We start from the raw sequence: 23,003 nt of genomic DNA, 5'->3' as shown, positions 1-23,003 counted from the left end.
GGCCCCGCCGGGGTCAGATACTGCCGCAGATGACCCGAGCCGAGATCACCAAATGACCGATCAAAGCCCCAGCCAGGCGTCCGACGAGATGTCGGGCGACACCATCGCCGTCAACGTCCTGACCACGCTGGACCAGATCGCCGAGACAGATTGGGACGCCTGCGCCTGCCCCGAGGCGGCGCGGGGCGGGCGTCCCGACGATCCCTTCACCACCTGGCGCTTCCTGCGCGCGCTCGAGCGCTCCGGCTCGGTTGGGCGCGGCACCGGCTGGGATCCGCGCTACCTGGTGGCGGAAAAGGCGGGACGGATCATCGCCGTGGCGCCGCTCTATGCCAAGGGCCACAGCCAGGGCGAATATATTTTCGACCACAGCTTCGCCCATGCCTACGAGCAGGCGGGCGGGCGCTACTATCCCAAGCTGCAGATCGCGGTACCCTTCACCCCGGCCACCGGGCGGCGCTTCCTCACCCGCCCCGGCCACGAGGCCGAGGGCATGATGGCGCTGGTGCAGGGCGCGGTGCAGCTCACGGCCGAGAACGACCTGTCGTCGCTGCACATCACCTTCTGCACCGAGGGCGAGGCCATCGCCGGCGAGCGCATGGGGCTGCTGCGCCGCGTGACCCAGCAGTACCACTGGCTGAACCGGGGCTATGCCGACTTCGACGGCTTCCTCGCCGACCTCAGCTCGCGCAAGCGCAAGGCGATCCGCAAGGAACGCGCCAAGGCGCAGGCGTTCGGCGGCACGATCCGCACGCTCACCGGCGACGAGATCGAGCCCGAGCACTGGGATGCCTTCTGGACCTTCTACCAGGACACCGGCAGCCGAAAATGGGGCACGCCCTACCTGACCCGCGCCTTCTTCGACGAGCTGCACGAGACCATGCGCGCGGACGTGGCGCTGGTGCTCTGCGAACGCGAGGGGGTGCCGGTGGCCGGGGCGCTCAACTTCATCGGCCGCGATGCGCTCTTCGGCCGCTATTGGGGCTGTATCGAGGATCACCCCTGCCTGCACTTCGAGGCGTGTTACTATCAGGCCATCGACTTCGCCATCGCCCATGACCTGTCGCGCGTCGAGGCCGGCGCGCAGGGCGAGCACAAGCTGGCGCGCGGATACCTGCCGAGCCAGACGCATTCGCTGCACTGGTTTCCCGACAAGGGGTTTGCCCGCGCCGTGGCGCACTATCTGGAGGCCGAGGCACGGGCCGTGGACGAGGACATCGAGGTGCTCACCGCCTACGGGCCGTTCCGGAAAGACCACGGGAAGGACACCCAATGACTGAGAAACTCTCCGACACCGGCCGCGCAACCATGCTCGCCCCGCTGCTCGAGAACGGATGGGAGATGAACGCGGCAGAGGATGCGCTCTGCAAGACCTTCGAATTCGCCGATTTCACCGAGGCCTTCGGCTGGATGACCCGCGCCGCGCTCTGGGCCGAGAAGTGGAACCACCACCCGGACTGGCGCAACGTCTACAAGACCGTCGAGGTGACCCTCACCACCCACGACGTGGGCGGCCTCAGTTCGCTCGACGCCAAGCTCGCGCGCAAGCTCGACTCACTCTGAGCCGCGCAACGGCAGGAGGGGCCAACCCTCCCGCCCCCTCTCTTACCGAGGCAACCTTGGCGGGCATCGGGACAGCGCACGTCCGTCCCGGCGCCGCTCGCTGCCCGGAGCCGCACACGCGCCGCTTCACCTCACCATGCGTATTTGGAAAGAGAAGAAGCCCCCTTACCCTTCTTCTCTTTCCAAATACGCAAATCCGGCGACGCCACCCGCGCCGCCGGATGCCGTTTCGCTCAGATCGCCGCCAGCAGCGCCTCGCCGCCCGAGATCTCGCAGGTGCCGCGCCCGGTCTCCTCGTGGAACACCTTCACGGCGCCGTCCTCGACATACATCGCGTAGCGCTTCGAGCGGCGGATCAGCCCGGCCGGCTCGGCGGTGAACTCCATGCCGATCGCCGAGGTAAAGGCGCACTCCGCATCCGCGAGCATCGTCAGCCCGGCCTCGGTCGCGCCGGTGGCCTCGCCCCAGGCCTTCATCACGAAGGGATCGTTGACCGAGATGCAGATGATCTCGTCCACGCCCTTGGCGGCGAAGCCCTCCTTGGTGCGCATGAAGCTCGGCACATGAGCCGAGGAACAGGTCGGGGTGAAGGCCCCCGGCAGCGCGAAGATCACCACCTTGCGGCCCGCCAGCTTCGCGCCGAGCGACACCTGCTCGGGGCCGGCCTCGCCCAGTGTCAGCAGCTCTGCCTCGGGCAGCCGGTCTCCTGCGGATAGCGCCATGCCGTTTTCTCCATCATTTGCGTTTCCGACACGGCGAGATATAGGTTTCGCGCAAATCACGGGAAAGCGGAAAGAGGCCAGGCATGGGGCATGTTGTTGTGATCGGCGCGGGACAGGCCGCGGCCTCGCTGGTGGCGCGTCTGCGCGGCAAGGGGTTCGAGGGCGAGATCACCGTGACCGGCGCCGAGACAGAACCGCCCTACCAGCGCCCGCCGCTCTCCAAGGCCTACCTGCTGGGCGAGATGGAGAAGGACCGTCTCTACCTCCGCCCCCGCGCCTATTACGACGAGCAGGACATCACGCTGATGCTGGGTGAACCCGCCGTCTCGGTCGACACCGAGGCCCAGCATGTCATCGCCGGGGCGCGCGAGATCGCCTATGACGAGCTGGTCTTCTGCACCGGCTCCGCCCCGCGCCGCCTGCCCGCCGCGATCGGCGGCGATCTGGACGGCGTCTGCGTGGTGCGCGGCATCGCCGACGTGGACGCCATGCGCGCCCGCTTTTCCGAAGGGGCGCGCGTGCTGATCGTCGGTGGCGGCTACATCGGGCTCGAGGCCGCGGCGGTGGCCTCCAAGCTCGGCCTGCAGGTAACGCTGGTGGAAATGGCCGACCGCATCCTGCAGCGCGTCGCCGCGCCCGAGACCTCGGACTGGTTCCGCGCGCTGCACAAGGGCCATGGCGTCGACCTGCGCGAGGGCGTCGGCCTCGGCAAGCTGGTGGGCGAGAACGGCAAGGTCACCGCGGCGGAGCTCACCGACGGCACTACCCTGCGCGTCGATTTCGTCATCGTCGGCGTCGGCATCCTGCCCGAGACCTCGGTCGCCGAGGCCGCCGGCATCGAGATCGAGAACGGCATCCGCACCGACGCCATGGGCCGCTGCTCCGCCCCGCATGTCTGGGCGGCGGGCGATTGCGCCTCTTTCCCGCTGGGCGAGGCACAGCTGCGGCTGGAAAGCGTCGGCAATGCCATCGATCAGGCCGAGGCGGTGGCGGACAACATCATGGGTGCCGAGGCGCCGTACCAGCCGAAGCCGTGGTTCTGGTCCGACCAGTACGACGTGAAGCTGCAGATCGCCGGGCTGAACGCGGGCTACGACAAGGTCGTGGTGCGGGACGGCGGCGCAGGGCCGGTGTCGCACTGGTATTACCGCGAGGGCCAGCTCATCGCGCTCGACGCGATGAACGATCCGCGCGCCTACATGGTCGGCAAGCGGCTCATCGAGGCGGGCAAGACCGCCGATCCCGAGGTCGTGGCCGATGCGGGCAGCGATCTCAAGGCGCTGCTGAAGGCATGAGGATCATCGCCGGAGACTGGCGCGGCCGCGCGCTCACCGCCGTCGGCAAGGGTGATCCGGGCGCGCATCTGCGCCCGACCACCGACCGGGTGCGCGAGAGCCTGTTCAACATGCTCGGCGGCGGGCGCTTCGGCGAGCCTTTCGAGGGCGCCGTGGTGCTCGACCTCTTCGCCGGGACCGGCGCGCTGGGGCTCGAGGCGCTGTCGCGCGGCGCAACCTCGGCGACCTTCGTGGATGACGGCCGGGTGGCGCAGAAGCTCATCAAGCAGAACATCCGCCTGCTCGGCTGCGCAGACCGCGCCCGGACGCTGTCGTGCAACGCCACCCGCCTGCCCCCTGCCGAAACGCCCGCGACACTGGTCTTCCTCGACCCGCCCTACGGGCTGAACCTCGGCGCCAAGGCGCTGGAGGCGGCGCGCACGCAGGGCTGGCTCGCGCCCGAGGCACTGATCGTCTGGGAGGAAAGCGGCCCGCAGGAGGCGCCCGAGGGCTTCACCCCGCTCGACAGCCGCCGCTACGGCGACACCACGGTGACGCTTCTGGAAGCGCCTTGAAACCGCGCCTTAAACTCTGCGCCTGATCCGGGCATATTGGCACGGTGGCGGGCATTTGCCGCGAATTCGCGACCACTTGTCGCGCGGCCCCTGCGTTTCTATAACCGCGGCAACTTCAGGGGAGCCGTTCCATGCGTTTCGACCAGCGCCACCTTCTGGGCATCGAGCCCCTTCGTCCGGACGAGATCACCACGCTGCTCGATCTCGCCGAGCGCTACGTGACCCTGTCGCGCGCCCGCGACAAGCACGCCAACGCGCTGGCCGGGCTCACCCAGATCAACATGTTCTTCGAGAATTCCACCCGCACCCAATCCAGTTTCGAGCTGGCGGGCAAGCGGCTCGGGGCCGACGTCATGAACATGTCGATGCAGGCCAGCTCGATCAAGAAGGGCGAGACGCTGATCGACACGGCGCTGACACTGAACGCCATGCATCCGGACCTGCTGGTGGTGCGCCATCCGCATTCCGGCGCGGTGGACCTGCTGGCGCAGAAGGTGAACTGCGCGGTGATCAACGCCGGCGACGGACGCCATGAGCACCCCACGCAGGCGCTGCTCGATGCGCTGACCATCCGCCGTGCCAAGGGGCGGCTGCACCGGCTCAACATCGCGATCTGCGGCGACATCGCGCATTCGCGGGTCGCGCGCTCGAACCTGCTGCTGCTGCACAAGATGGAGAACCGCATCCGTCTCGTCGGACCCTCCACGCTCATGCCCTCAGGGATCGCCGACTTCGGTGCCGAGGTCTATGACAACATGGAAAAGGGTCTGAAGGACGTCGACGTGGTGATGATGCTGCGTCTCCAGAAGGAGCGCATGGACGGCGGCTTCATTCCCTCCGAGCGCGAGTACTACCACCGCTGGGGGCTGGACGCCGAGAAGCTGGCGCATGCCAAGCCCGATGCCATCGTCATGCACCCGGGCCCGATGAACCGCGGCGTCGAGATCGACGGCACCATCGCCGACGACATCAACCGCTCGGTGATCCAGGAGCAGGTGGAGATGGGTGTCGCGGTACGCATGGCCGCCATGGACCTGCTCGCCCGCAACCTGCGCGCCCGCCCCACCGAGCTGGCGGTCTGAGCGGGGCGCGGCATGACCAGGATGCACATCAACGGCTCGGTGGATGGCGAGGTTCGCCTCTTCCACCTCGATCTGCCCCCGGAGGCGGTCGAGCGCTTCACCACCCAGGCCGGCACCGGGGAGTTTCCGCTGCAATACGCGCTCGGCGCGCGCAAGCTGCGCCCCTCGCGGATCGACGTGGTCTCGATCCGCGATCTCGGGGAGATGTCGCTCTCGGCCTATCTCGCCGAGGCCTACCAGGTCGGCGGCGAGGAGCTCCGCCAGATGAAGCCGCGCATCGACGCGCTGAAGGGGCACGTGGTGATCCTGCCGAGCGCGGCCTTCGACCAGACCTCGCAGGACCTGACCATCTCGACGCCGCTGCGCTGGATCGGCACCTTGAAGGAAGCCAAGGGGGCTGGCGCCCGCGCCGGAAAACTGCGCAGCGCCGCCGCGCGCGGCAGCATGGATCACCCGGACAGCGGCGCCCCGGCCCCGCGCAGCCGCGCGCTGACCTTTGCGCTGCTCGGGCTCGGCGTCCTGCTGGTGCTGGCCCTCGCCGCGATCTTCGGCACGTCCTGATGCATTTCTCCGCCTCCCTGACCCTGACCCCGACTTCCGGAGCCTCCGAATGAAAGACACGCTGCTCTACAACGCCCGGCTGATCGACCCCGAGGCCGGGACCGTCTCGGAAGGCGCGCTGCTGCTCTCGGGTGGCCGGATCAAGGCCGTGGTCACCTCCGTCGACGAGATCGCCACGCTTGCCGGGCAGACCGAGGCGCGGGATCTGGGCGGCGCCCATGTCGCGCCAGGCATCGTCGACCTGGGCGTCAAGGTGGGCGAGCCGGGCGAGCGTCACAAGGAGAGCTTCAAGACCGCCGGCGTGGCCGCTGCCGCCGGGGGCGTGACCACCATGGTCACCCGCCCCGACACCGCGCCGGCAATCGACACGCCCGAAGTTCTGGAATTCATCCGCCGCCGCGCCAATGAGACCGCGCCGGTCAACGTGCTGCCGATGGCCGCGCTGACCAAGGGCCGTGAAGGCCGGGAGATGACCGAACTTGGCTTCCTGCTCGACGCGGGCGCCGTGGCCTTCACCGATTGCGACCACGTGGTCGCCGACACCAAGGTGCTCTCGCGCGCGATGAGCTACGCCCGGTCGCTCGGCGCGCTGGTGATGGCGCATCCGCAGGAGCCGATCCTGTCGAAGGGCGCCGCCGCCAGCTCGGGCAAGTTCGCCTCGCTGCGGGGCCTGCCCGCGGTCTCGCCGATGGCCGAGCGCATGGGGCTCGACCGCGACATCGCGCTCGTCGAGATGACCGGCGTGCGCTACCACGCCGACCAGATCACCACGGCCCGCGCCCTGCCCGCGCTGGAGCGCGCCAAGAACAACGGCTTCGACGTGACGGCGGGCATCTCGATGCACCACCTCACGCTGAACGAGATGGACGTGGCCGACTACCGCACCTTCTTCAAGGTCAAGCCGCCGCTGCGCGCCGAGGACGACCGGCAGGCGGTGCTCGAGGCGCTGCGCAGCGGGCTGATCGACGTGATCGGCTCGTTCCACACGCCGCAGGACGAGGAATCCAAGCGTCTGCCCTTCGAGGAGGCGGCCTCGGGCGCGGTGGGTCTCGAGACCATGCTGCCGGTGCTGCTGCGGCTCTACCACGCCGGCGAGGTCGACCTGCCCACGCTGTTCCGCGGGCTGTCGCTGAACCCCTCCAAACGGCTCGGCCTCGACTGCGGCCGGCTAAGCGCGGGCGCCCCTGCCGACCTTGTCGTCTTCGACGCCGACAAGCCGTTCATCCTCGACCGCTTCAAGCTGCAGTCGAAATCCAAGAATACCCCCTTTGACGGGGCGCGGCTGCAGGGCAAGGTGCTGCAGACCCTCGTCGCCGGAACCCCCGTCTGGAGCGCCTGACATGCTGCCCGAGATCACCTCTTCGGTCCCCGTGCTGATCCTCTGGGCGGTGCTGGGCTACCTGCTCGGCTCGATCCCCTTCGGCCTGCTGCTGACCCGGGCGATGAACCTCGGCGACCTGCGCTCGATCGGCTCGGGCAATATCGGCGCGACCAACGTGCTGCGCACCGGCAACAAGGCGGCGGCGGCGGGCACGCTGATCCTCGACGGCGCCAAGGGCGCTGTCGCGGTGCTTCTGGCGCGCTGGCTGACGGGCGAGGACGCGGCGCAGCTCGCCGGCCTCGCGGCCTTCTTCGGGCATTGCTTCCCGGTCTGGCTGAAGTTCAAGGGCGGCAAGGGCGTGGCGACCTTCATCGGTCTCATCCTCGCGCTGCACTGGCCGGTGGGGCTGATCACCTGCGCCACATGGCTCGCCGCGGCGGCCATGTCGCGGATCTCCTCGGTGGGCGCGCTGGTGGCGGCGCTGCTCTCAACGGTCTGGATGATGCTTTTTGGTCAAATCGAGATGACCGCGCTGACGCTGGCGCTGACCGTGCTGATCTTCTGGCGACACCACGAGAACATCGACCGCATCCGCAAAGGCACCGAGTCGAAGATCGGCCAGAAGGGCTGACGGTCGAGCCGGGCGGGCGCCTGCCCATGGGATGGCGCAGCACTCTCTGGCAGCGTCACTCTATCCATATCAAGTCCGGCCAACGCCGAGCCATGACCACACGTCTTTAGGCGCTTGCCCGCCCGCACGGCGTCGTCCATCGGGCTCGCGCCGATGGCGCCTCGAGAGGCAACCGCTCGCCCGGCGGCTTCGCCTCTATTCCGGGCTGCATCGCTACCGTGGCGTTTTTGTCAGAGCTTTCCGCTCAGGTGCAGGTCCAGATCCTCGAGCCGGTCCTGCCCCCAGAATTTCTCACCATCCTCGGTGATCCAGAACGGCGAGCCGAAGACCCCGGCGCCGACAGCTTCCTCGAGGTTGGAAGCATAGGTTTCGGCCCCGACCAGCAGGCCGCTGTCGGCCAGCGCCGGATCGAAGCCCGCCGCTTCCAGCGCCGCCTTGATCACCGCGTCCTCGGCGATGTCCTTTTCCTCGGCCCAGCAGGCGCGCAGCAGGGCGTGGATCAGCCCGCCGACATCCCCGCCGCCGGCCTTCGCCGCCGCGATGATCGCATAGGACGACGGCGCCGAATTGGTCGGCCAGAACATCGGCTTGAGGTTCAGCGGCATGCCGATCTTCTTCGCCTGCCGCGGCAGGTCGACATTGCGGTAGTCGATCCGCGAGGGGTGGCGCTGGCCCAGTGGCGCGCCGCCGGTGCGCGGGAAGAGCGCCATGATGTCGAAGGGCTTGTAGACGATCTCGGCCCCATGCTTCGCCGCGATCTCCTCGAACCGCGGCCCCGCGAGGTAGGCAAAGGGCGACAACATCGAAAAATAGTACTGGATTCGTGCCATGGGGTCACATGCCCTTCCGTGTATCTTTGCCCCACGCTAACTGCGTGTTAAGGCGACCGCAACGTCACGAATCTGTCATTCCGTAACGCCGGAGCCTCCCAAATGCCCACCGTCATCGAACCCAAGCTCATCGCGGGTAATGCCAACAAGCCGCTCGCGAACGCCATCGCGCGGCGCATGTCCCTGTACCGCGGCGGCGCGGTGGGGCTCGTCGATGCCCGCGTCGAGCGGTTCAACGACCAGGAGATCTTCGTCGAGGTCTACGAGAACGTGCGCGGCGAGGACATGTACATCCTCCAGCCGACCTCGAACCCGGCGAACGACAACCTGATGGAGCTGCTGATCATGGCCGACGCGCTGCGCCGCTCCTCGGCCGCACGCATCACCGCCGTGATCCCCTACTTCGGCTACGCCCGCCAGGACCGCCGCACCAAGGCGCGCACCCCGATCACCGCGAAGCTGGTCGCCAACATGATCCACGAGGCCGGCATCGAGCGGGTGCTGACCATGGATCTCCACGCCGCGCAGATCCAGGGCTTCTTCGACATCCCCGTCGACAACCTCTACGCCTCGCCGATCTTCGCGCTCGACATCCAGCACCAGTTCAAGGACTCGCTGCAGGACGTCATGGTGATCTCGCCGGACGTCGGTGGTGTGGCCCGGGCCCGCGAACTGGCCAAGCGGATCAACGCGCCGCTTGCCATCGTCGACAAGCGCCGCGAGAAGCCGGGCGAGATCGCCGAGATGACCGTGATCGGTGACGTCACCGGCAAGAAGTGCATCATCGTCGACGACATCTGCGACACCGCCGGCACGCTGTGCAAGGCCGCCGAAGTGCTGATGGACCACGGCGCTACCGAGGTGCACGCCTACATCACCCACGGTGTCCTGTCGGGCCCGGCGGTCGAGCGCGTCACCAAGTCGGTGATGAAGTCGCTGGTGATCACCGACTCGATCGCCGCCACCGATGCCGTCGCCGCCGCGCCGAACATCCGTATCCTGCCGACCGCGCCGATCTTCGCCCAGGCCATCCTGAACATCTGGAACGGCACCTCGGTGTCGTCGCTGTTCGAGACCGACGTGCTCGGCCCGATCTACGAAGGCATCCTCTGATGACCGCGCGCCCGCCGCTGATCCGGCGGGCGCGCCCCGCGGACCTCGACACGATCGAAGCGATCGTCGAGGCCGCCTACTCCCCCTACATTCCGCGCATGGGCCAGAAACCCGGCCCGATGCTCGACGACTACGCGGCGTTGATCGCCGCGAACCACGTTCACGTGGTTGACCTCGAGGGCGAGGCTGCCGCGCTGCTGGTGCTGCTGGTGCTGCTGCCACAGGAGGACGCGCTCCTGCTCGACAATATCGCCGTCTCGCCCCGGGCTCAGGGCCATGGGCTGGGCCGGGCGCTGATGGAGTTTGCCGAAGCGCAGGGGCGGGCCGCCGGTTTCGACCGAATCCGTCTCTACACAAACGCCCTGATGACCGAGAATCTCGCGCTCTACCCCCGGCTCGGCTACCGCGAGACCGGGCGTGTGCACGAAAAGGGCTTCAACCGGGTCTATTTCGAAAAGCCTATCTGAGCCTCGCGCCTGGATTTTTTCCCGGCATGCAGACTCCGCAAGGCGGGCTTCTCCTTACGTGCCTTGTGAGTCGGGCGGCAAAACCCGATCTCACGGTCATCACGAAAACAGGAGGCCATCATGGCAACGACGGACATTCACAGTCTTCCGACCGACACCAGCCGCGGCAGCTTCAGCCGCATGATCGAACGCTTCAAGCTGTCGCGCGCGCGCCGCGCCGAGTACCACCGCGTGGTCAGCGAACTTGAGACCTACAGCGATCGCGATCTGGCCGACATCGGCATTCACCGCGCCAACATTCGTGACATTGCCTGGCAGGCAGCCTACGGCCGCTGAGCGGCGGCCGAAGGCCACACGACCCGCGGCAGGCTAGTCGATGCTCCAGTCATCCTCGCCCCGCACCTCCCCGATCGCCATCCAGGCCAGACGCACGCGCGCCACGCGCGTGTCGGACCATGTGCGGAACACCATGTCGAACCCGGTCTGAGAGACATTCTCCGCCCCGAGGTCGGCACGGATGTTCCCGCCATTGTCGAAATCCCATAGCGCCAGAGAGACCTGAACGTTCGGCGGGCTTGCGAAAGGCTCGGCGAAGCGGACGTGCTGACGCCGCTCGCGGTCGCCCGAGCCGGTCCACATGTTGCCGCCACTCTCGAATTCCGAGAACAGGTCTACATTCCCCTGGTCGATCCCGACCCAGGCACCGCGCAATTTCCTCATCAGGGTCTTCCTCATCCTCGCGAGCCCAGTCTTGAGCAACTTCCGGCGAAAGAAAAAGGGGAATTTCCACTTATCACATGACCTTGGGCTTCAGTTGTCCGGGGTGCACACGCGGATGCGATGACCATCAGGATCGCGCGCCACGAAGGTCCGCCCGAAGACCGCATCGAGCGGGGGCTGTTCGATCTCGATACCCATTTCGCTCCAGCGCGCGTGGGTTCGGTCGACCTCGGTATCCTCTGCCACCATGAAGGCCAGTTCCGACCGATGTCCGCTGCCGCCGGAGACGAAGTCCCGCGCGGTTTCGGACCAGAGCCCCAAGGAGAGACCATTCGCGAAGGAAAATGCCGCGTAGCCAGGAAAGACCGCCTCGGGCGCGGTGCCAAGAAGGCGTTCGTAGAAGACGGCGCTTGCGGCGGGATCAGCGACATAGAAGAGGATCAGGTTAGGGATCATGGCGGGCTCCTGTGGTGGTCTTCTTCCGGAGTAGCCGACACTGCCGACAGCACCTGTCAGCAGGGCGCCGGGTTTTCACGCGGCCCCATCAAGGCCGCCAAAAAGCAAAAGGCCCCGCTCTCGCGGGGCCTTTGCATGTCTCGAACGCCAGGCTCAGTAGTTGAGGTTGGCCGCTTTCGGGTCGAGCCCGATGTGCGTGCCCACCGCCACCATGTCCTGAAGCAGCTTGGCTGCCTCGTCCACGGGGCCCGGCTCGTTCTCGGGAGCTGCTTCCTTCGCGGCTTTGTAGGCCAGAAGAGCGTCTTCCACGAGCGCGTCGTAGGTCGCCTGATCCATGTCGCCGTGCGGCACGGCCTTTTCGGCCAGCACGCTGACCGAGGTGCCGATTTCCGCAAAGCCGCCGGTGACGACGAACTCTTCGGTGCCGGTCTCGGTCTCGACCTTGAGGATGCCCGGACGCAGCGTGGTGATCATCGGCGCATGGTTGGGCATCGCCGTGAGATCGCCCTCGGTGCCCGGAATCTGCACTGCCTTGACGGCAGCCGACATCAGGTTGCGCTCGGGGCTCACCAGGTCGAATTGCATCGTTTCAGCCATTTGGGCCTCCGGTTACTGGGGGGCGCGAGGCCCCCCTCTGGTCTCAGGCTGCGTCAGCCGCCATTTTCTCGGCCTTCGCGAGCACCTCGTCGATGCCGCCGACCATGTAGAAGGCGCCTTCCGGCAGGTGGTCGTACTCACCGTTCACCACGGCCTTGAAGGACGAGATGGTGTCCTCGAGCGGAACCTGCACACCGTCGGAGCCGGTGAACACCTTCGCAACGTCGAACGGCTGCGAGAGGAAACGCTGGATCTTCCGGGCGCGGGCCACGGTCAGCTTGTCCTCTTCCGACAGTTCGTCCATGCCGAGGATCGCGATGATGTCCTGCAGCGACTTGTAGCGCTGGAGGATCCCCTGCACGGCGAAGGCCACGTCGTAGTGTTCCTGACCGACAACGGCCGGGTCCATCAGACGCGAGGAGCTGTCGAGCGGGTCCACGGCGGGGTAGATGCCGAGTTCCGAGATGGCACGGTTGAGAACCGTCGTCGCGTCGAGGTGCGCGAAGGTCGTGGCCGGTGCCGGGTCGGTAAGGTCGTCCGCGGGAACGTAGACGGCCTGGATCGAGGTGATAGAGCCGTTCTTCGTCGAGGTGATGCGTTCCTGCATCGCGCCCATGTCGGTTGCCAGCGTCGGCTGGTAGCCCACAGCGGAGGGGATACGGCCAAGAAGTGCGGACACCTCGGAGCCGGCCTGCGTGAAGCGGAAGATGTTGTCCACGAAGAACAGAACGTCGGTGCCGGACTGGTCACGGAACTGCTCGGCCAGGGTCAGGCCGGTCAGCGCGACGCGAGCACGGGCTCCCGGCGGCTCGTTCATCTGACCGTAGACCAGCGCCACCTGCGACTCCGACAGGTTGTCGGGCTTGATGACGTTGGATTCGATCATCTCGTGGTAGAGGTCGTTGCCCTCACGGGTCCGCTCGCCAACACCGGCGAACACGGAGTAGCCCGAGTGCACCTTTGCGATGTTGTTGATCAGTTCCATGATGAGAACGGTCTTGCCCACGCCGGCGCCGCCGAACAGGCCGATCTTGCCGCCCTTGGAGTAGGGCGCCAGCAGGTCGATGACCTTGATGCCGGTGACCAGGATTTCCGACTCGGTCGACTGTTCGTCGAACTGCGGGGCGGGCTGGTGGATGGCGCGGGTTTCTTCGGCTTCAACCGGGCCCTGCTCGTCGACGGGCTCGCCGACGACGTTCAGGATGCGGCCGAGGGTCGCGTTGCCGACCGGCACCGAGATCGGGCCGCCGGTGTCTTCCACGGACTGGCCGCGGACGAGACCTTCGGTTGCGTCCATTGCGATGGTGCGAACGGTGTTCTCACCCAGGTGCTGGGCGACTTCAAGAACCAGTTTCTTGCCGTCGTTTTCGGTGGTCAGCGCGTTCAGAATCTCGGGCAGGTGGTCGTCGAACTTCACGTCGACCACGGCGCCGATGACCTGGGTCACTTTGCCTTTTGCGTTTGCCATTTATCGTCTCCGGTTCTTAGAGCGCCTCGGCGCCCGAGATGATTTCGATCAGTTCGTTGGTGATGACCGCCTGACGCGAGCGGTTGTACTCAATCGTCAGCTTGTCGATCATCTCGCCCGCGTTGCGCGTGGCGTTGTCCATGGCGCTCATCCGAGCCCCCTGTTCCGAAGCCGCGTTCTCCAGCAGAGCCGAGAAGATCTGGGTTGCGACACCACGGGGCAGGAGATCGGCAAGGATGGCTTCCTCACCGGGCTCGTATTCGTAGAGCGTGGACCCGCCAGCTTCTCCCTCGGGCGCGTCGAACTGCGCCGGGATCACCTGCTGCGCCGTCGGGACCTGAGAGATCACCGACTGGAACTTCGAATAGAAGATGGTCGCCACGTCGAATTCCTCATTGTCGAAACGAATGAGGATGTCCTTCGCGATGTTCTGAGCGTCGGCGTAGCCGATCTTCTTCACATCGCTCAGGTCGACGTGACCGACGAACAGATCGCCGTAGTCACGCTTGAGCTGCTCACGCCCCTTCTTGCCGACGGTGAGGATCTTCACCGTCTTGCCCGAGGCCCTGAGCGTTTCGATATGGGTCCGCGCCTTCTTCACGATGGAGCTGTTGAAGCCCCCGCAAAGGCCGCGCTCGGCGGTCATGACGACGAGCAGCTGCACGTCGTCCTTCCCGGTGCCCGAGAGCAGCTTCGGCGCCGTTGCGCTACCGCCCACCGACGCGGCCAGACCACCGAGCAGCGCGTTGAAGCGCTCGGTGTAAGGCCGCGACATCTCGGCCGCATCCTGTGCCCGCCGCAGTTTTGCGGCGGCCACCATTTGCATGGCCTTGGTGATCTTCCGGGTCGATTTGACCGAGGAGATGCGGTTTTTGAGGTCCTTGAGGCTAGGCATAATCCTGTCCTTTCAGGGCGCTCAGGCGTAGGTCGCGGCGAATTCGTCGAGCACTGCCTTCAGCTTGTCCGCGGGTTCACCCTTGATCTTCGGATCTTCGTTTTCGATCCACTCGAGGATGTCCTTGCGCTGGCCGCGCAGGAACGCGAGCAGGGCAGCTTCGTACTTGCCGACTTCCTTGACCGGAACGTCATCCAGATAGCCGTTGGTGCCTGCGAAGATGATGCAGACGATTTCGGCGTTGGTCAGCGGCGAGTACTGCGGCTGCTTCATCAGCTCGGTCAGACGTGCGCCGCGGTTCAGCAGCTTCTGGGTCGAGGCGTCGAGGTCAGAGCCGAACTGGGCGAAGGCCGCCATCTCGCGGTACTGCGCGAGCGACAGTTTCACCGGGCCGGCAACCGAGGACATCGCCTTGGTCTGAGCCGACGAGCCGACGCGCGACACCGACAGACCGGTGTTCACGGCGGGGCGGATGCCCTGGAAGAACAGTTCGGTCTCGAGGAAGATCTGGCCGTCGGTAATCGAGATCACGTTGGTCGGGATGAAGGCCGACACGTCGCCGCCCTGGGTCTCGATGATCGGCAGCGCGGTCAGCGAGCCGGCACCGTGATCCTCGTTCAGCTTTGCCGAACGCTCGAGCAGGCGCGAGTGGAGATAGAAAACGTCGCCCGGGTAAGCTTCACGGCCCGGCGGACGGCGCAGCAGCAGCGACATCTGGCGGTAGGACACGGCCTGCTTCGACAGGTCATCGTAGATGATGAGCGCGTGCTTGCCGTTGTCGCGGAAGTACTCGGCCATCGCGGTCGCGGTGTAGGGCGCGAGGTACTGCATCGGCGCCGGGTCGGACGCGGTTGCGGCCACGACGATCGAGTAGTCGATCGCGCCGGTTGCTTCCAGACGCTTCACCAGCTGCGCAACGGTCGAGCGCTTCTGGCCGACGGCCACGTAGACGCAGTACAGCTTCTTGCTGTCGTCGTCGCCGGCGGCATCGTTGTACGACTTCTGGTTCAGGATGGTGTCGAGCGCGATCGCGGTCTTGCCGGTCTGGCGGTCGCCGATGATCAGCTCGCGCTGGCCACGGCCGATCGGGATCATCGCGTCGACCGACTTGAGGCCGGTTGCCATCGGCTCGTGAACCGACTTACGCGGGATGATGCCCGGTGCCTTCACGTCTGCGACGCGGCGCTCGGAGGCTGCGATCGGGCCCTTGCCGTCAAGCGGGTTGCCGAGGCCGTCGACCACGCGGCCGAGCAGGGCTTCACCCGCGGGCACGTCCACGATCGAGTTGGTGCGCTTGACGACGTCGCCTTCCTTGATGTCCCGGTCGGAGCCGAAGATCACCACACCGACGTTGTCCGATTCCAGGTTCAGCGCCATGCCCATGATACCGCCCGGGAATTCGACCATCTCGCCGGCTTTCACGCTGTCGAGACCGTGGACACGCGCAATACCGTCACCGACGGACAGCACGCGACCCACTTCTGCAACTTCGGCCTCCTGACCGAAGTTCTTGATCTGCTCCTTTAGGATCGCAGAAATCTCGGCTGCTTGGATACCCATTTATCCGACCTCTTTCATTGCATTCTGGAGGGAGTTGAGCTTCGAGCGGATCGACGTGTCGACCATCTTCGAGCCCACCTTAACAACGAGACCGCCGATGAGGCTCTCATCCACGGTCGATTTGATCTTCACGTCCGAGCCGATCTGCGACTTCAGCGTCGCGGCAAGCTCGGAGGCCTGCGCCGGGGTCAGCTCGATGGCGGAGGTCACCTCGGCGGTCACCTCACCCTTCTCTGCCGCGATCATCTCGCGCAGATGGGCAATGAGCTGCGGCAGCGCGAAGAGCCGACGCTTCGAGGCCATCAGCCCAAGCGTGTTGGTCAGCACGGGCGCGAGGCCCATCTTCGCTGCGATTGCCGTGATAGCCTTGCCCTGCGCTTCGCGGGTGTAGACCGGCGAAGAGATCAGATCCTTCAGCTCGGCGCTCTCGTCGAGTGCGGCGGACAGATCGTCGATACCGCTCTCGAGCTTGTCGAGCGCCTTTTCCTCTTTGGCGATCCCAAAGACCGCCGTGGCATAGCGCGCCGCGATGCCGCTGGAGATCGAAGCTGGTTCAGACACGTCCACCCTTCCGATATGAGGCCCCCGCGACGCACGGAAGTGATCCGGCGTCCGGAGGCGTTGTCCCTGCCCTGATGCCCTCAAGGCGTCGAAATCGCCGACGATCTATCAGAGCCATGGGGACCTCGCAACATGCTAACGGCCATTTAACCACCTGCGGAGCGTAGCTTTTCCGGCCCCTGATCGGTGCTGCGACACAATGCGGCAGACAGGGCTATGGAATATCTCGCTTTTTCGTGAGCGCCGGAAATAATGCGTCACGAAAGCGCAGGTTTTGATCACGCGTCACGCTAGCGCAAACGCATCCGCAGGCCCACAATCTTAAGGAGATGCGCCGGATCCGGCTGGCGGACGCGAATCTTTCCCTCCGGCCTTCGTCAGACCGGCTTCGGCTCCTTGCTCGGCACCGGGCTCAGAACCTCGAGCGGGCTTGGCACCCGCACCTTGTCCCCGAGCCCCTTGCGCTGCGGCGGGTAACGCTTCGAGGCGCGCACCATCAGCACGCCTCCGGCCATCACTGCCGGCACCGTGCGACCGATCCGCTCCCAGGCCGGCGCGGTCTTCATCCAGAAGCGCCGGGTCGAGGGCGGCTGGTAGAGCACCGAGGCGTTGGAGACCCGCAGGAAGTCATGCGCCCTGAGCTGCGCGTCGAGCTGGCTGAGCGAATAGGGGCGGCCCTGCCCGAAGGGCGTGGTCTCCGAGCGCGCCCAGAGCCCCGAGCGGTTGGGCACGATGAACAGCACCTCGCCGCCCGGACCCAGCGTGCGATAGCACTCGTCGAGCAGCGCGGTGACATTGGTGCAGGTCTCGAGCCCGTGCATGACCACCAGCCGGTCGAGATGCCCGGTCTCCACCGGCCAGAGCATCTCCTCGGCCAGCACCGAGACATTGGGCATCCCCGCTGGCCAGCGCATCACCCCCTGCGGCGCGGGCATCAGCGCCATGACCCGGCGGGCCTGCGCCAGATAGGGGCGCAGCACCGGCACGGCGAATCCGTAGCCCGCCACGTTGAGTCCCTGCGCCTCGGGCCAGAATCGCAGGACCTGATCCCGCAGCGCCCCGCGCGCCGCGCGGCCAAGCGCGCTGCGATAGTAGAAGTCGCGAAGCGCCTGCACATCCGGATGCATTGCGGGCCGTCGTCCCTTGCGTCAGTCTGGGTCACTCTCGCGAGTCACTCTGTCAAAGCCTTGAAGGAAAAGCCATGCCCCTCGAGATCGTCACCGTCCCCTGCCTGAGCGACAACTACGCATACCTGGTGCAGGGCCCCGAGGGCGTGATCCTTGTCGATGCCCCCGAGGCGGCGCCGATCGAGGCGGCGCTCGACGCGCGTGGCTGGACGCTGGCGGCGATTCTCATCACCCACCACCACCACGACCACGTCGGGGGAATCGCCGCGCTGCGCGACCGCTACGGCTGCACCGTCATTGGCCCGCGCGCCGAGGCGGCCAAGATCGACGGGCTCGAACAGCTGGTCGGCGGCGGCGATGAATTCTCGGTCGCGGGCGTCGGCGTGCACGTGATCGACGTGCCCGGCCACACCCTGGGCCATGTCGCCTTCTACATGCCGCAGGCGCAGGCCGCCTTCACCGCGGACAGCCTTATGGCACTGGGCTGCGGGCGGCTGTTCGAGGGCGATGCCGAGATGATGTGGGCCTCGATGCAGCGGCTTATGGCGCTGCCGCAGGACACGATGATTTGCTCTGGCCACGAATACACTTCCGCCAACGCCAGATTTGCGCTTACTATTGAACCAGAGAACGCCGAGCTTAAATCTCGGAGTGACGCCATCGCCAAAGCCCGGACAGAGGGGCGACCTACCGCCTCCTGCGCGCTGTCCGAGGAACTGGCCACCAACCCTTTCCTGCGACCGGACTCCCCCGAGATCCGCAAGCGGCTCGGCTTGACCGAGGCGACGGATGCCGTTGTCTTTGCCGAAATCCGCGCCAGGAAAGACCGCTTCTAGGCCGCCGCTTTTCACGCCACGTTGCGCCCTCCGGGACAAATGTGAGCGCCGCAAGCCTAGAAAACACTTGAAGGATGGTCCTGATCGACCAAACTTTAACGGTAAGAGGCAATGTTGGGCCCGTGCCCGACGCAGACAGGAAGGAGCACGCCGTGCCTTCATTCTCGAACACCCTTGAGCAGGCAATTCACTCGGCCCTGGCGCTGGCAAACTCCCGCAGCCATGAATTTGCGACTCTCGAGCACCTTCTCCTGGCCCTCATCGACGAACCCGACGCTGCCCGCGTGATGAAAGCCTGCTCGGTCGACACCGAGGAACTGCGCACCACGCTCGTCGAATTCATCGACGAAGACCTTTCCAACCTCGTCACCGATGTCGAGGGCTCCGAGGCCGTGCCCACGGCCGCCTTCCAGCGCGTGATCCAGCGCGCCGCCATCCACGTGCAAAGCTCCGGCCGCACCGAGGTGACCGGCGCCAACGTGCTCGTCGCGATCTTCGCCGAGCGCGAAAGCAACGCCGCCTACTTCCTGCAAGAGCAGGACATGACCCGTTACGACGCAGTCAATTTCATTGCCCACGGCGTGGCCAAGAACCCCGCTTACGGCGAGAGCCGCCCGGTCACCGGCGCGCAGGAGTCGGAGGAAGAGACGAAAAACGAGAGCGCACAGGCCTCCGACAACAAGGAGTCGGCACTGGCCAAGTACTGCGTGGACCTCAACGCCAAGTCCCGCAAGGGCGACGTGGACCCGCTGATCGGCCGCGAGCACGAAGTCGAGCGCTGCATTCAGGTGCTCTGCCGCCGCCGCAAGAACAATCCGCTGCTGGTGGGTGACCCCGGCGTCGGCAAGACCGCCATCGCCGAGGGCCTGGCGCGCAAGATCGTCAGCGGCGACACGCCCGAGGTGCTCTCGAACACCACCATCTACTCGCTCGACATGGGCGCGCTGCTCGCGGGCACCCGCTACCGCGGCGACTTCGAAGAGCGGCTGAAGGCCGTGGTGACCGAGCTCGAGGAACACCCCGACGCGGTGCTGTTCATCGACGAGATCCACACGGTGATCGGCGCGGGCGCGACCTCCGGCGGTGCCATGGACGCCTCGAACCTCCTGAAGCCGGCGCTTCAGGGCGGCAAGCTGCGCACCATGGGCTCCACCACCTACAAGGAGTTCCGCCAGCACTTCGAGAAGGATCGCGCGCTCAGCCGCCGGTTCCAGAAGATCGACGTGAGCGAGCCCTCGGTCGAGGACGCGGTGAAGATCCTCAAGGGCCTCAAGCCCTATTTCGAGGAACACCACTCGGTCAAATACACTCAGGACGCGATCAAGACCGCGGTCGAACTGTCGGCCCGCTACATCAATGACCGCAAGCTGCCCGACAAGGCCATCGACGTGATCGACGAGGCCGGCGCCGCGCAGCATCTGGTGGCCGAGAGCAAGCGCCGCAAGACCATCGGCACCAAGGAGATCGAGGATGTGGTCGCGAAGATCGCCCGCATTCCCCCGAAGAACGTGTCGAAGAACGACGCCGAGGTGCTCAAGGACCTCGAGGCGACGCTCAAGCGCGTGGTCTTCGGCCAGGACAACGCCATCGAGGCGCTGTCCTCGGCGATCAAGCTGGCCCGTGCCGGGCTGCGCGAGCCCGAGAAGCCGATCGGCAACTACCTCTTCGCCGGCCCGACCGGTGTCGGCAAGACCGAGGTGGCCAAGCAGCTTGCAAGCTCGCTCGGCGTGGAACTGCTGCGCTTCGACATGTCCGAGTACATGGAGAAACACGCGGTCAGCCGCCTGATCGGTGCGCCTCCGGGCTACGTCGGCTTCGACCAGGGCGGCCAGCTCACCGACGGCGTGGACCAGCACCCGCACTGCGTACTCCTGCTCGACGAGATCGAGAAGGCGCACCCGGATGTCTACAACATCCTGCTGCAGGTGATGGACCACGGCTCGCTGACCGACCACAACGGCCGGACCGTGGACTTCCGCAACGTGATCCTCATCATGACCTCCAACGCCGGTGCGGCGGAGCAGGCCAAGGCGGCCATCGGCTTCAACCGCGACCGCCGCGAGGGCGAGGACACCGCCGCCATCGAGCGGACCTTCACGCCGGAATTCCGCAACCGTCTGGACGCGGTCATCAGCTTCCAGCCGCTGCCGAAAGAGGTCATCCTCTCGGTCGTCGAGAAGTTCGTGCTGCAACTCGAGGCGCAGCTCATGGATCGCAATGTGTCGATCGAGCTCACCAAGCCGGCGGCCGAATGGCTGGCCGACAAGGGCTATGACGACAAGATGGGCGCCCGCCCGCTGGGCCGCGTGATCCAGGAGAACATCAAGAAGCCGCTGGCCGAGGAACTGCTCTTCGGCAAGCTGGTCAAGGGCGGCCTGGTCAAGGTCACGGTCAAGGACGACAAGCTCGTGCTGAAGACCGAGGGCCCGGACAAGCTGCGGCTCTCCTCGCGCAAGCCGCCGCTGCTGACCGCCGACTGATCGCAGCGCCGTAAAAATGAGAACCTCCCCGCCGGGCGACCGGCGGGGAGGTTTTCTTTTGCGCGGTAGCGGTGGTCGCGGGGCATGACTAAGGAGGGGTCGATCCCCTTCTTTGTCCCGCCCTACCCTCGCGATGCTCGCACAAAGGGTGACCCCGGCCTGATGCCTGATGCCTGATGCCTTCAAATGGCTCTGCGGTCCGGTGTCCGAGAACAACACTTAGAGGAGCGTACGCAAATGGGGCACAAAAGCCCCTGCCCTACTTCTCGGTCAGCTTGAGCTCGATCCGGCGGTTCTGCGCCTTGGCCTCGGCGGTGCCATCGGAATTGATCGGCTGGAACTGCCCGAACCCATTGGCCGAGAGCCGCTGCGGCGGGATGCCCTCGTTCTCGACCATGTAACGCACCACCGACAGGGCCCGCGCCTGGCTCAGTTCCCAGTTATCCGCAAAGGGCGCACCGGGGCGCAGCGGCGTGTCATCCGTGTGCCCGTCGACCCGCAGGATCCAGTTGATGCCCGGCGGAATGTCCTGCGCGATGGCGCGGATCAGCCCGGAGATCTTCGCGATCTCCGCCTCGCCCGCCGCCGAAAGCGTCGCGCCGCCCGGCGGGAAGAGAACCTCAGAAGAGAAGACGAAGCGGTCGCCCTCGATCCGCACGCCCTCCTGCTGGCCCACCACCTCGCGCAGCCGGCCGAAGAACTCCGAGCGGTAGCGTTCGAGATCCTGCGCCTGCGCCTCGAGCCGCTGGCGCTCGGCCTCCTCGAGCTGACGGCGCTTGCGCTCCTCGGCGGCAACGCGGGCAAGCGCGGCATTGAGGTCGGACCCGAGGTTCTGGATTTGCACCTGCGCCTCGGCGTCCTTTTCGCGGCTGTCGTCGAGCAGCCCCTGCAATTGCGAGAGCTGCGTGCGCAGCGCCGCGACCTGCTGGTTCAGCAGTTCCGACTGCTTCTGCGCCGCGCTGGCCCGGTCGTCGCTGGCCTCCAGCTCCTTGCGGGCCTGTGCCAGCAGCGCCTGCTGACGCTCGTCGTCGCTGAGCCCCTCGGCCAGCTTCGCCTCGGCCTCGGCCTTCGCGGCCAGAGCCGCGGCGAGCCGGTCACGCACCTGCTGAGCGTCGAGCTGCACGTCGCTCTGCGCCGCCAGCGCCTCGGCCAACTTCACCTGCGCCGCATCGCGTTCGGCGCGCACAGTTGTCAATTCGTCGCGCAGCGTGGCGAGCTGGCCGGACTGGGTCTCGCCGCTCTGCTCGGCCTCCGAAAGCTCGCTTTCCAGCGCGACGATCCGCGCCTCCAGCTCGTTGCTGTTGTCGGCGGCCAGCGCGGCGGCCAGACGGGCGTTCAGCTCGGACTCGCCCTCGCGGGCGGCGGCAAGCAAGGTCAGCGTGTCCTCGGCCTTCTTGCGCTGCTGTTCGAGCGCGAGGGTCATGGCGGTCAGCTCGGCCTGCGCGCCCTCGAGCCGCTTGCGCAGCGCGGCGGCGGCCTCGGACTCGGCCAGGCGCCGCTGTTCCTCGTCGGTGAGATCCTGCTGCAAGGCGTCGACCTGCGACGAGAGCCCGCCCAGCTGCACCTCCTGCTCGGAGTTCTGCGCCCGGAGGTCGGCGATCAACGCCTCCATCGCCTCGCGCTGCGCGGCTGCGAGCCGGGCCGCCTCGGCCTGGTCATCCATCTCGGATCGGGCCGAAGCCAGCGCGGTCTGCAGCGCATCTCGGTCCGAGGTCAGCGCCTCGGTCTCCGCGGTGAGTTCGGAGACGGTCTGCTGCGCGCCGTCGCGCTCGGCGATCAGCGAGGCCACCTGTTCCTCGAAGGATGCAATGCGGCCCTGCTGCGCGTCACGCTGCGCGGTGAGCGCGGCGATGATCGACTGCTGTTCGGCCAGCTGCGTGGCATTGTCCGAGAGCGTCGCCTCCAGTTCACCAAGCTGGTTGGTGAGCGCGGTGTTCTTGCGCTCCTGCACCCCCAGCGCCTGCGCCAGAGAGGCCAGCTCGCCGGACAGGCTGTCGAGTTCGGTTTCCTGCCCGGTGATGGTCTCGCGCAGGACGAACTGGATCACCATGAAGATGGTGAGCACGAACATCAGCACCAGCAGCAGCCCGGTCATCGCATCGACGAAACCGGGCCAGATATTGGCCTGCAGACGGGCCCCAGTGCGGCGTGACAGGGCCATGGA

24 protein-coding genes are annotated in these 23,003 nt (G+C 66.5%); 13 read left to right on the top strand and 11 right to left on the bottom strand.

The features are described 5' to 3' along the window. Nucleotides 1-52: 52 nt before the first annotated feature. The gene (locus LC039_RS15765; protein ID WP_226626131.1) at nt 53-1,276 is read left to right on the top strand and encodes a GNAT family N-acetyltransferase; all 1,224 of its coding nucleotides are present in this window, start codon (nt 53-55) and stop codon (nt 1,274-1,276) included. Beyond that, nucleotides 1,273-1,563, top strand: a complete 291-nt coding sequence (locus LC039_RS15760; RefSeq protein ID WP_226626129.1) for a 4a-hydroxytetrahydrobiopterin dehydratase — start codon at nt 1,273-1,275, stop codon at nt 1,561-1,563. Before LC039_RS15765 ends, LC039_RS15760 begins: the two co-directional genes overlap by 4 nt. 233 nt (nt 1,564-1,796) lie before the next feature. Here LC039_RS15760 and LC039_RS15755 read toward each other — a convergent pair whose 3' ends face one another. Then, nucleotides 1,797-2,285: a peroxiredoxin gene (locus LC039_RS15755; protein ID WP_226626127.1), complete on the bottom strand. Its 489-nt coding sequence runs from the start codon at nt 2,283-2,285 to the stop codon at nt 1,797-1,799. A gap of 83 nt (nt 2,286-2,368) precedes the next feature. On the opposite strand from LC039_RS15755, the gene LC039_RS15750 reads away from it, so the two are divergent. The 6 genes from LC039_RS15750 to plsY all read left to right on the top strand — a co-directional run bounded on the left by LC039_RS15750 (nt 2,369) and on the right by plsY (nt 7,729). Continuing rightward, the gene (locus LC039_RS15750; RefSeq protein ID WP_226626126.1) at nt 2,369-3,580 is read left to right on the top strand and encodes an NAD(P)/FAD-dependent oxidoreductase; all 1,212 of its coding nucleotides are present in this window, start codon (nt 2,369-2,371) and stop codon (nt 3,578-3,580) included. Then, the gene (gene rsmD, locus LC039_RS15745) at nt 3,577-4,134 is read left to right on the top strand and encodes a 16S rRNA (guanine(966)-N(2))-methyltransferase RsmD (protein ID WP_226626124.1); all 558 of its coding nucleotides are present in this window, start codon (nt 3,577-3,579) and stop codon (nt 4,132-4,134) included. Before LC039_RS15750 ends, rsmD begins: the two co-directional genes overlap by 4 nt. A 131-nt stretch (nt 4,135-4,265) precedes the next feature. Beyond that, the gene (locus LC039_RS15740; protein ID WP_226626122.1) at nt 4,266-5,216 is read left to right on the top strand and encodes an aspartate carbamoyltransferase catalytic subunit; all 951 of its coding nucleotides are present in this window, start codon (nt 4,266-4,268) and stop codon (nt 5,214-5,216) included. 12 nt (nt 5,217-5,228) lie between these two features. Further along, a complete protein-coding gene (locus LC039_RS15735; RefSeq protein WP_226626119.1) occupies nt 5,229-5,777 on the top strand; it encodes an aspartate carbamoyltransferase catalytic subunit in 549 nt (182 codons plus the stop codon). Between the two features lie 49 nt (nt 5,778-5,826). After that, nucleotides 5,827-7,116 (top strand): dihydroorotase, encoded by a 1,290-nt coding sequence (pyrC, locus tag LC039_RS15730; RefSeq protein WP_226626117.1) that lies wholly within the window; start codon nt 5,827-5,829, stop codon nt 7,114-7,116. Between the two features lies 1 nt (nt 7,117). After that, on the top strand, nt 7,118-7,729 hold the full coding sequence (gene plsY / locus LC039_RS15725; RefSeq protein WP_226626114.1) for a glycerol-3-phosphate 1-O-acyltransferase PlsY: 612 nt from the start codon (nt 7,118-7,120) through the stop codon (nt 7,727-7,729). Between the two features lie 230 nt (nt 7,730-7,959). On the opposite strand, the gene LC039_RS15720 is transcribed toward plsY, so the two are convergent. Continuing rightward, a complete protein-coding gene (locus tag LC039_RS15720; protein ID WP_226626112.1) occupies nt 7,960-8,559 on the bottom strand; it encodes a 2-hydroxychromene-2-carboxylate isomerase in 600 nt (199 codons plus the stop codon). Between the two features lie 102 nt (nt 8,560-8,661). Between LC039_RS15720 and LC039_RS15715 the strand changes: the two genes are divergently transcribed. The 3 genes from LC039_RS15715 to LC039_RS15705 all read left to right on the top strand — a co-directional run bounded on the left by LC039_RS15715 (nt 8,662) and on the right by LC039_RS15705 (nt 10,475). Beyond that, complete coding sequence (locus LC039_RS15715) at nt 8,662-9,672, top strand: ribose-phosphate pyrophosphokinase (protein WP_226626109.1); 1,011 nt, start codon at nt 8,662-8,664, stop codon at nt 9,670-9,672. Continuing rightward, the gene (locus tag LC039_RS15710) at nt 9,672-10,139 is read left to right on the top strand and encodes a GNAT family N-acetyltransferase (RefSeq protein ID WP_226626107.1); all 468 of its coding nucleotides are present in this window, start codon (nt 9,672-9,674) and stop codon (nt 10,137-10,139) included. Before LC039_RS15715 ends, LC039_RS15710 begins: the two co-directional genes overlap by 1 nt. A gap of 120 nt (nt 10,140-10,259) precedes the next feature. Then, a complete protein-coding gene (locus LC039_RS15705; protein WP_226626105.1) occupies nt 10,260-10,475 on the top strand; it encodes a DUF1127 domain-containing protein in 216 nt (71 codons plus the stop codon). Between the two features lie 33 nt (nt 10,476-10,508). Here LC039_RS15705 and LC039_RS15700 read toward each other — a convergent pair whose 3' ends face one another. The 8 genes from LC039_RS15700 to LC039_RS15665 form a co-directional block, all read right to left on the bottom strand. Continuing rightward, complete coding sequence (locus LC039_RS15700; protein ID WP_226626102.1) at nt 10,509-10,859, bottom strand: H-type lectin domain-containing protein; 351 nt, start codon at nt 10,857-10,859, stop codon at nt 10,509-10,511. A 90-nt stretch (nt 10,860-10,949) separates the two neighbouring features. Next, nucleotides 10,950-11,315: a VOC family protein gene (locus tag LC039_RS15695; protein WP_226626100.1), complete on the bottom strand. Its 366-nt coding sequence runs from the start codon at nt 11,313-11,315 to the stop codon at nt 10,950-10,952. A 153-nt stretch (nt 11,316-11,468) separates the two neighbouring features. Then, nucleotides 11,469-11,912 (bottom strand): F0F1 ATP synthase subunit epsilon, encoded by a 444-nt coding sequence (locus LC039_RS15690; RefSeq protein WP_226626097.1) that lies wholly within the window; start codon nt 11,910-11,912, stop codon nt 11,469-11,471. Between the two features lie 43 nt (nt 11,913-11,955). Further along, entirely contained in the window at nt 11,956-13,380 is a 1,425-nt protein-coding gene (gene atpD, locus LC039_RS15685; RefSeq protein ID WP_226626094.1) for a F0F1 ATP synthase subunit beta, read from the bottom strand. Nucleotides 13,381-13,396: 16 nt separating this feature from the next. Next, nucleotides 13,397-14,275, bottom strand: a complete 879-nt coding sequence (locus LC039_RS15680) for a F0F1 ATP synthase subunit gamma (RefSeq protein WP_226626092.1) — start codon at nt 14,273-14,275, stop codon at nt 13,397-13,399. A gap of 21 nt (nt 14,276-14,296) precedes the next feature. Beyond that, entirely contained in the window at nt 14,297-15,835 is a 1,539-nt protein-coding gene (gene atpA / locus LC039_RS15675; RefSeq protein WP_226626090.1) for a F0F1 ATP synthase subunit alpha, read from the bottom strand. Beyond that, nucleotides 15,836-16,402 (bottom strand): F0F1 ATP synthase subunit delta, encoded by a 567-nt coding sequence (locus LC039_RS15670; protein ID WP_226626088.1) that lies wholly within the window; start codon nt 16,400-16,402, stop codon nt 15,836-15,838. It abuts the gene before it with no gap. A gap of 371 nt (nt 16,403-16,773) precedes the next feature. Continuing rightward, nucleotides 16,774-17,523 (bottom strand): methyltransferase domain-containing protein, encoded by a 750-nt coding sequence (locus tag LC039_RS15665; protein WP_226626086.1) that lies wholly within the window; start codon nt 17,521-17,523, stop codon nt 16,774-16,776. 74 nt (nt 17,524-17,597) lie between these two features. Here LC039_RS15665 and gloB point away from each other — a divergent pair, with 74 nt between their 5' ends. Next, nucleotides 17,598-18,359, top strand: a complete 762-nt coding sequence (gloB, locus tag LC039_RS15660; RefSeq protein ID WP_226626084.1) for a hydroxyacylglutathione hydrolase — start codon at nt 17,598-17,600, stop codon at nt 18,357-18,359. Nucleotides 18,360-18,511: 152 nt separating this feature from the next. Next, a complete protein-coding gene (gene clpA / locus LC039_RS15655) occupies nt 18,512-20,839 on the top strand; it encodes an ATP-dependent Clp protease ATP-binding subunit ClpA (protein ID WP_226626082.1) in 2,328 nt (775 codons plus the stop codon). A 259-nt stretch (nt 20,840-21,098) separates the two neighbouring features. Here clpA and LC039_RS15650 read toward each other — a convergent pair whose 3' ends face one another. After that, nucleotides 21,099-23,000: a peptidoglycan -binding protein gene (locus LC039_RS15650; protein WP_226626079.1), complete on the bottom strand. Its 1,902-nt coding sequence runs from the start codon at nt 22,998-23,000 to the stop codon at nt 21,099-21,101. Nucleotides 23,001-23,003 lie beyond the last annotated feature (3 nt).

It is taken from the genome of Alloyangia pacifica (assembly GCF_020524285.1).
Classification (GTDB): domain Bacteria; phylum Pseudomonadota; class Alphaproteobacteria; order Rhodobacterales; family Rhodobacteraceae; genus Salipiger; species Salipiger pacificus_B.
Note: the sequence above shows the minus strand (reverse complement) of the source record. Positions and strands in the feature narration are given on the sequence as shown.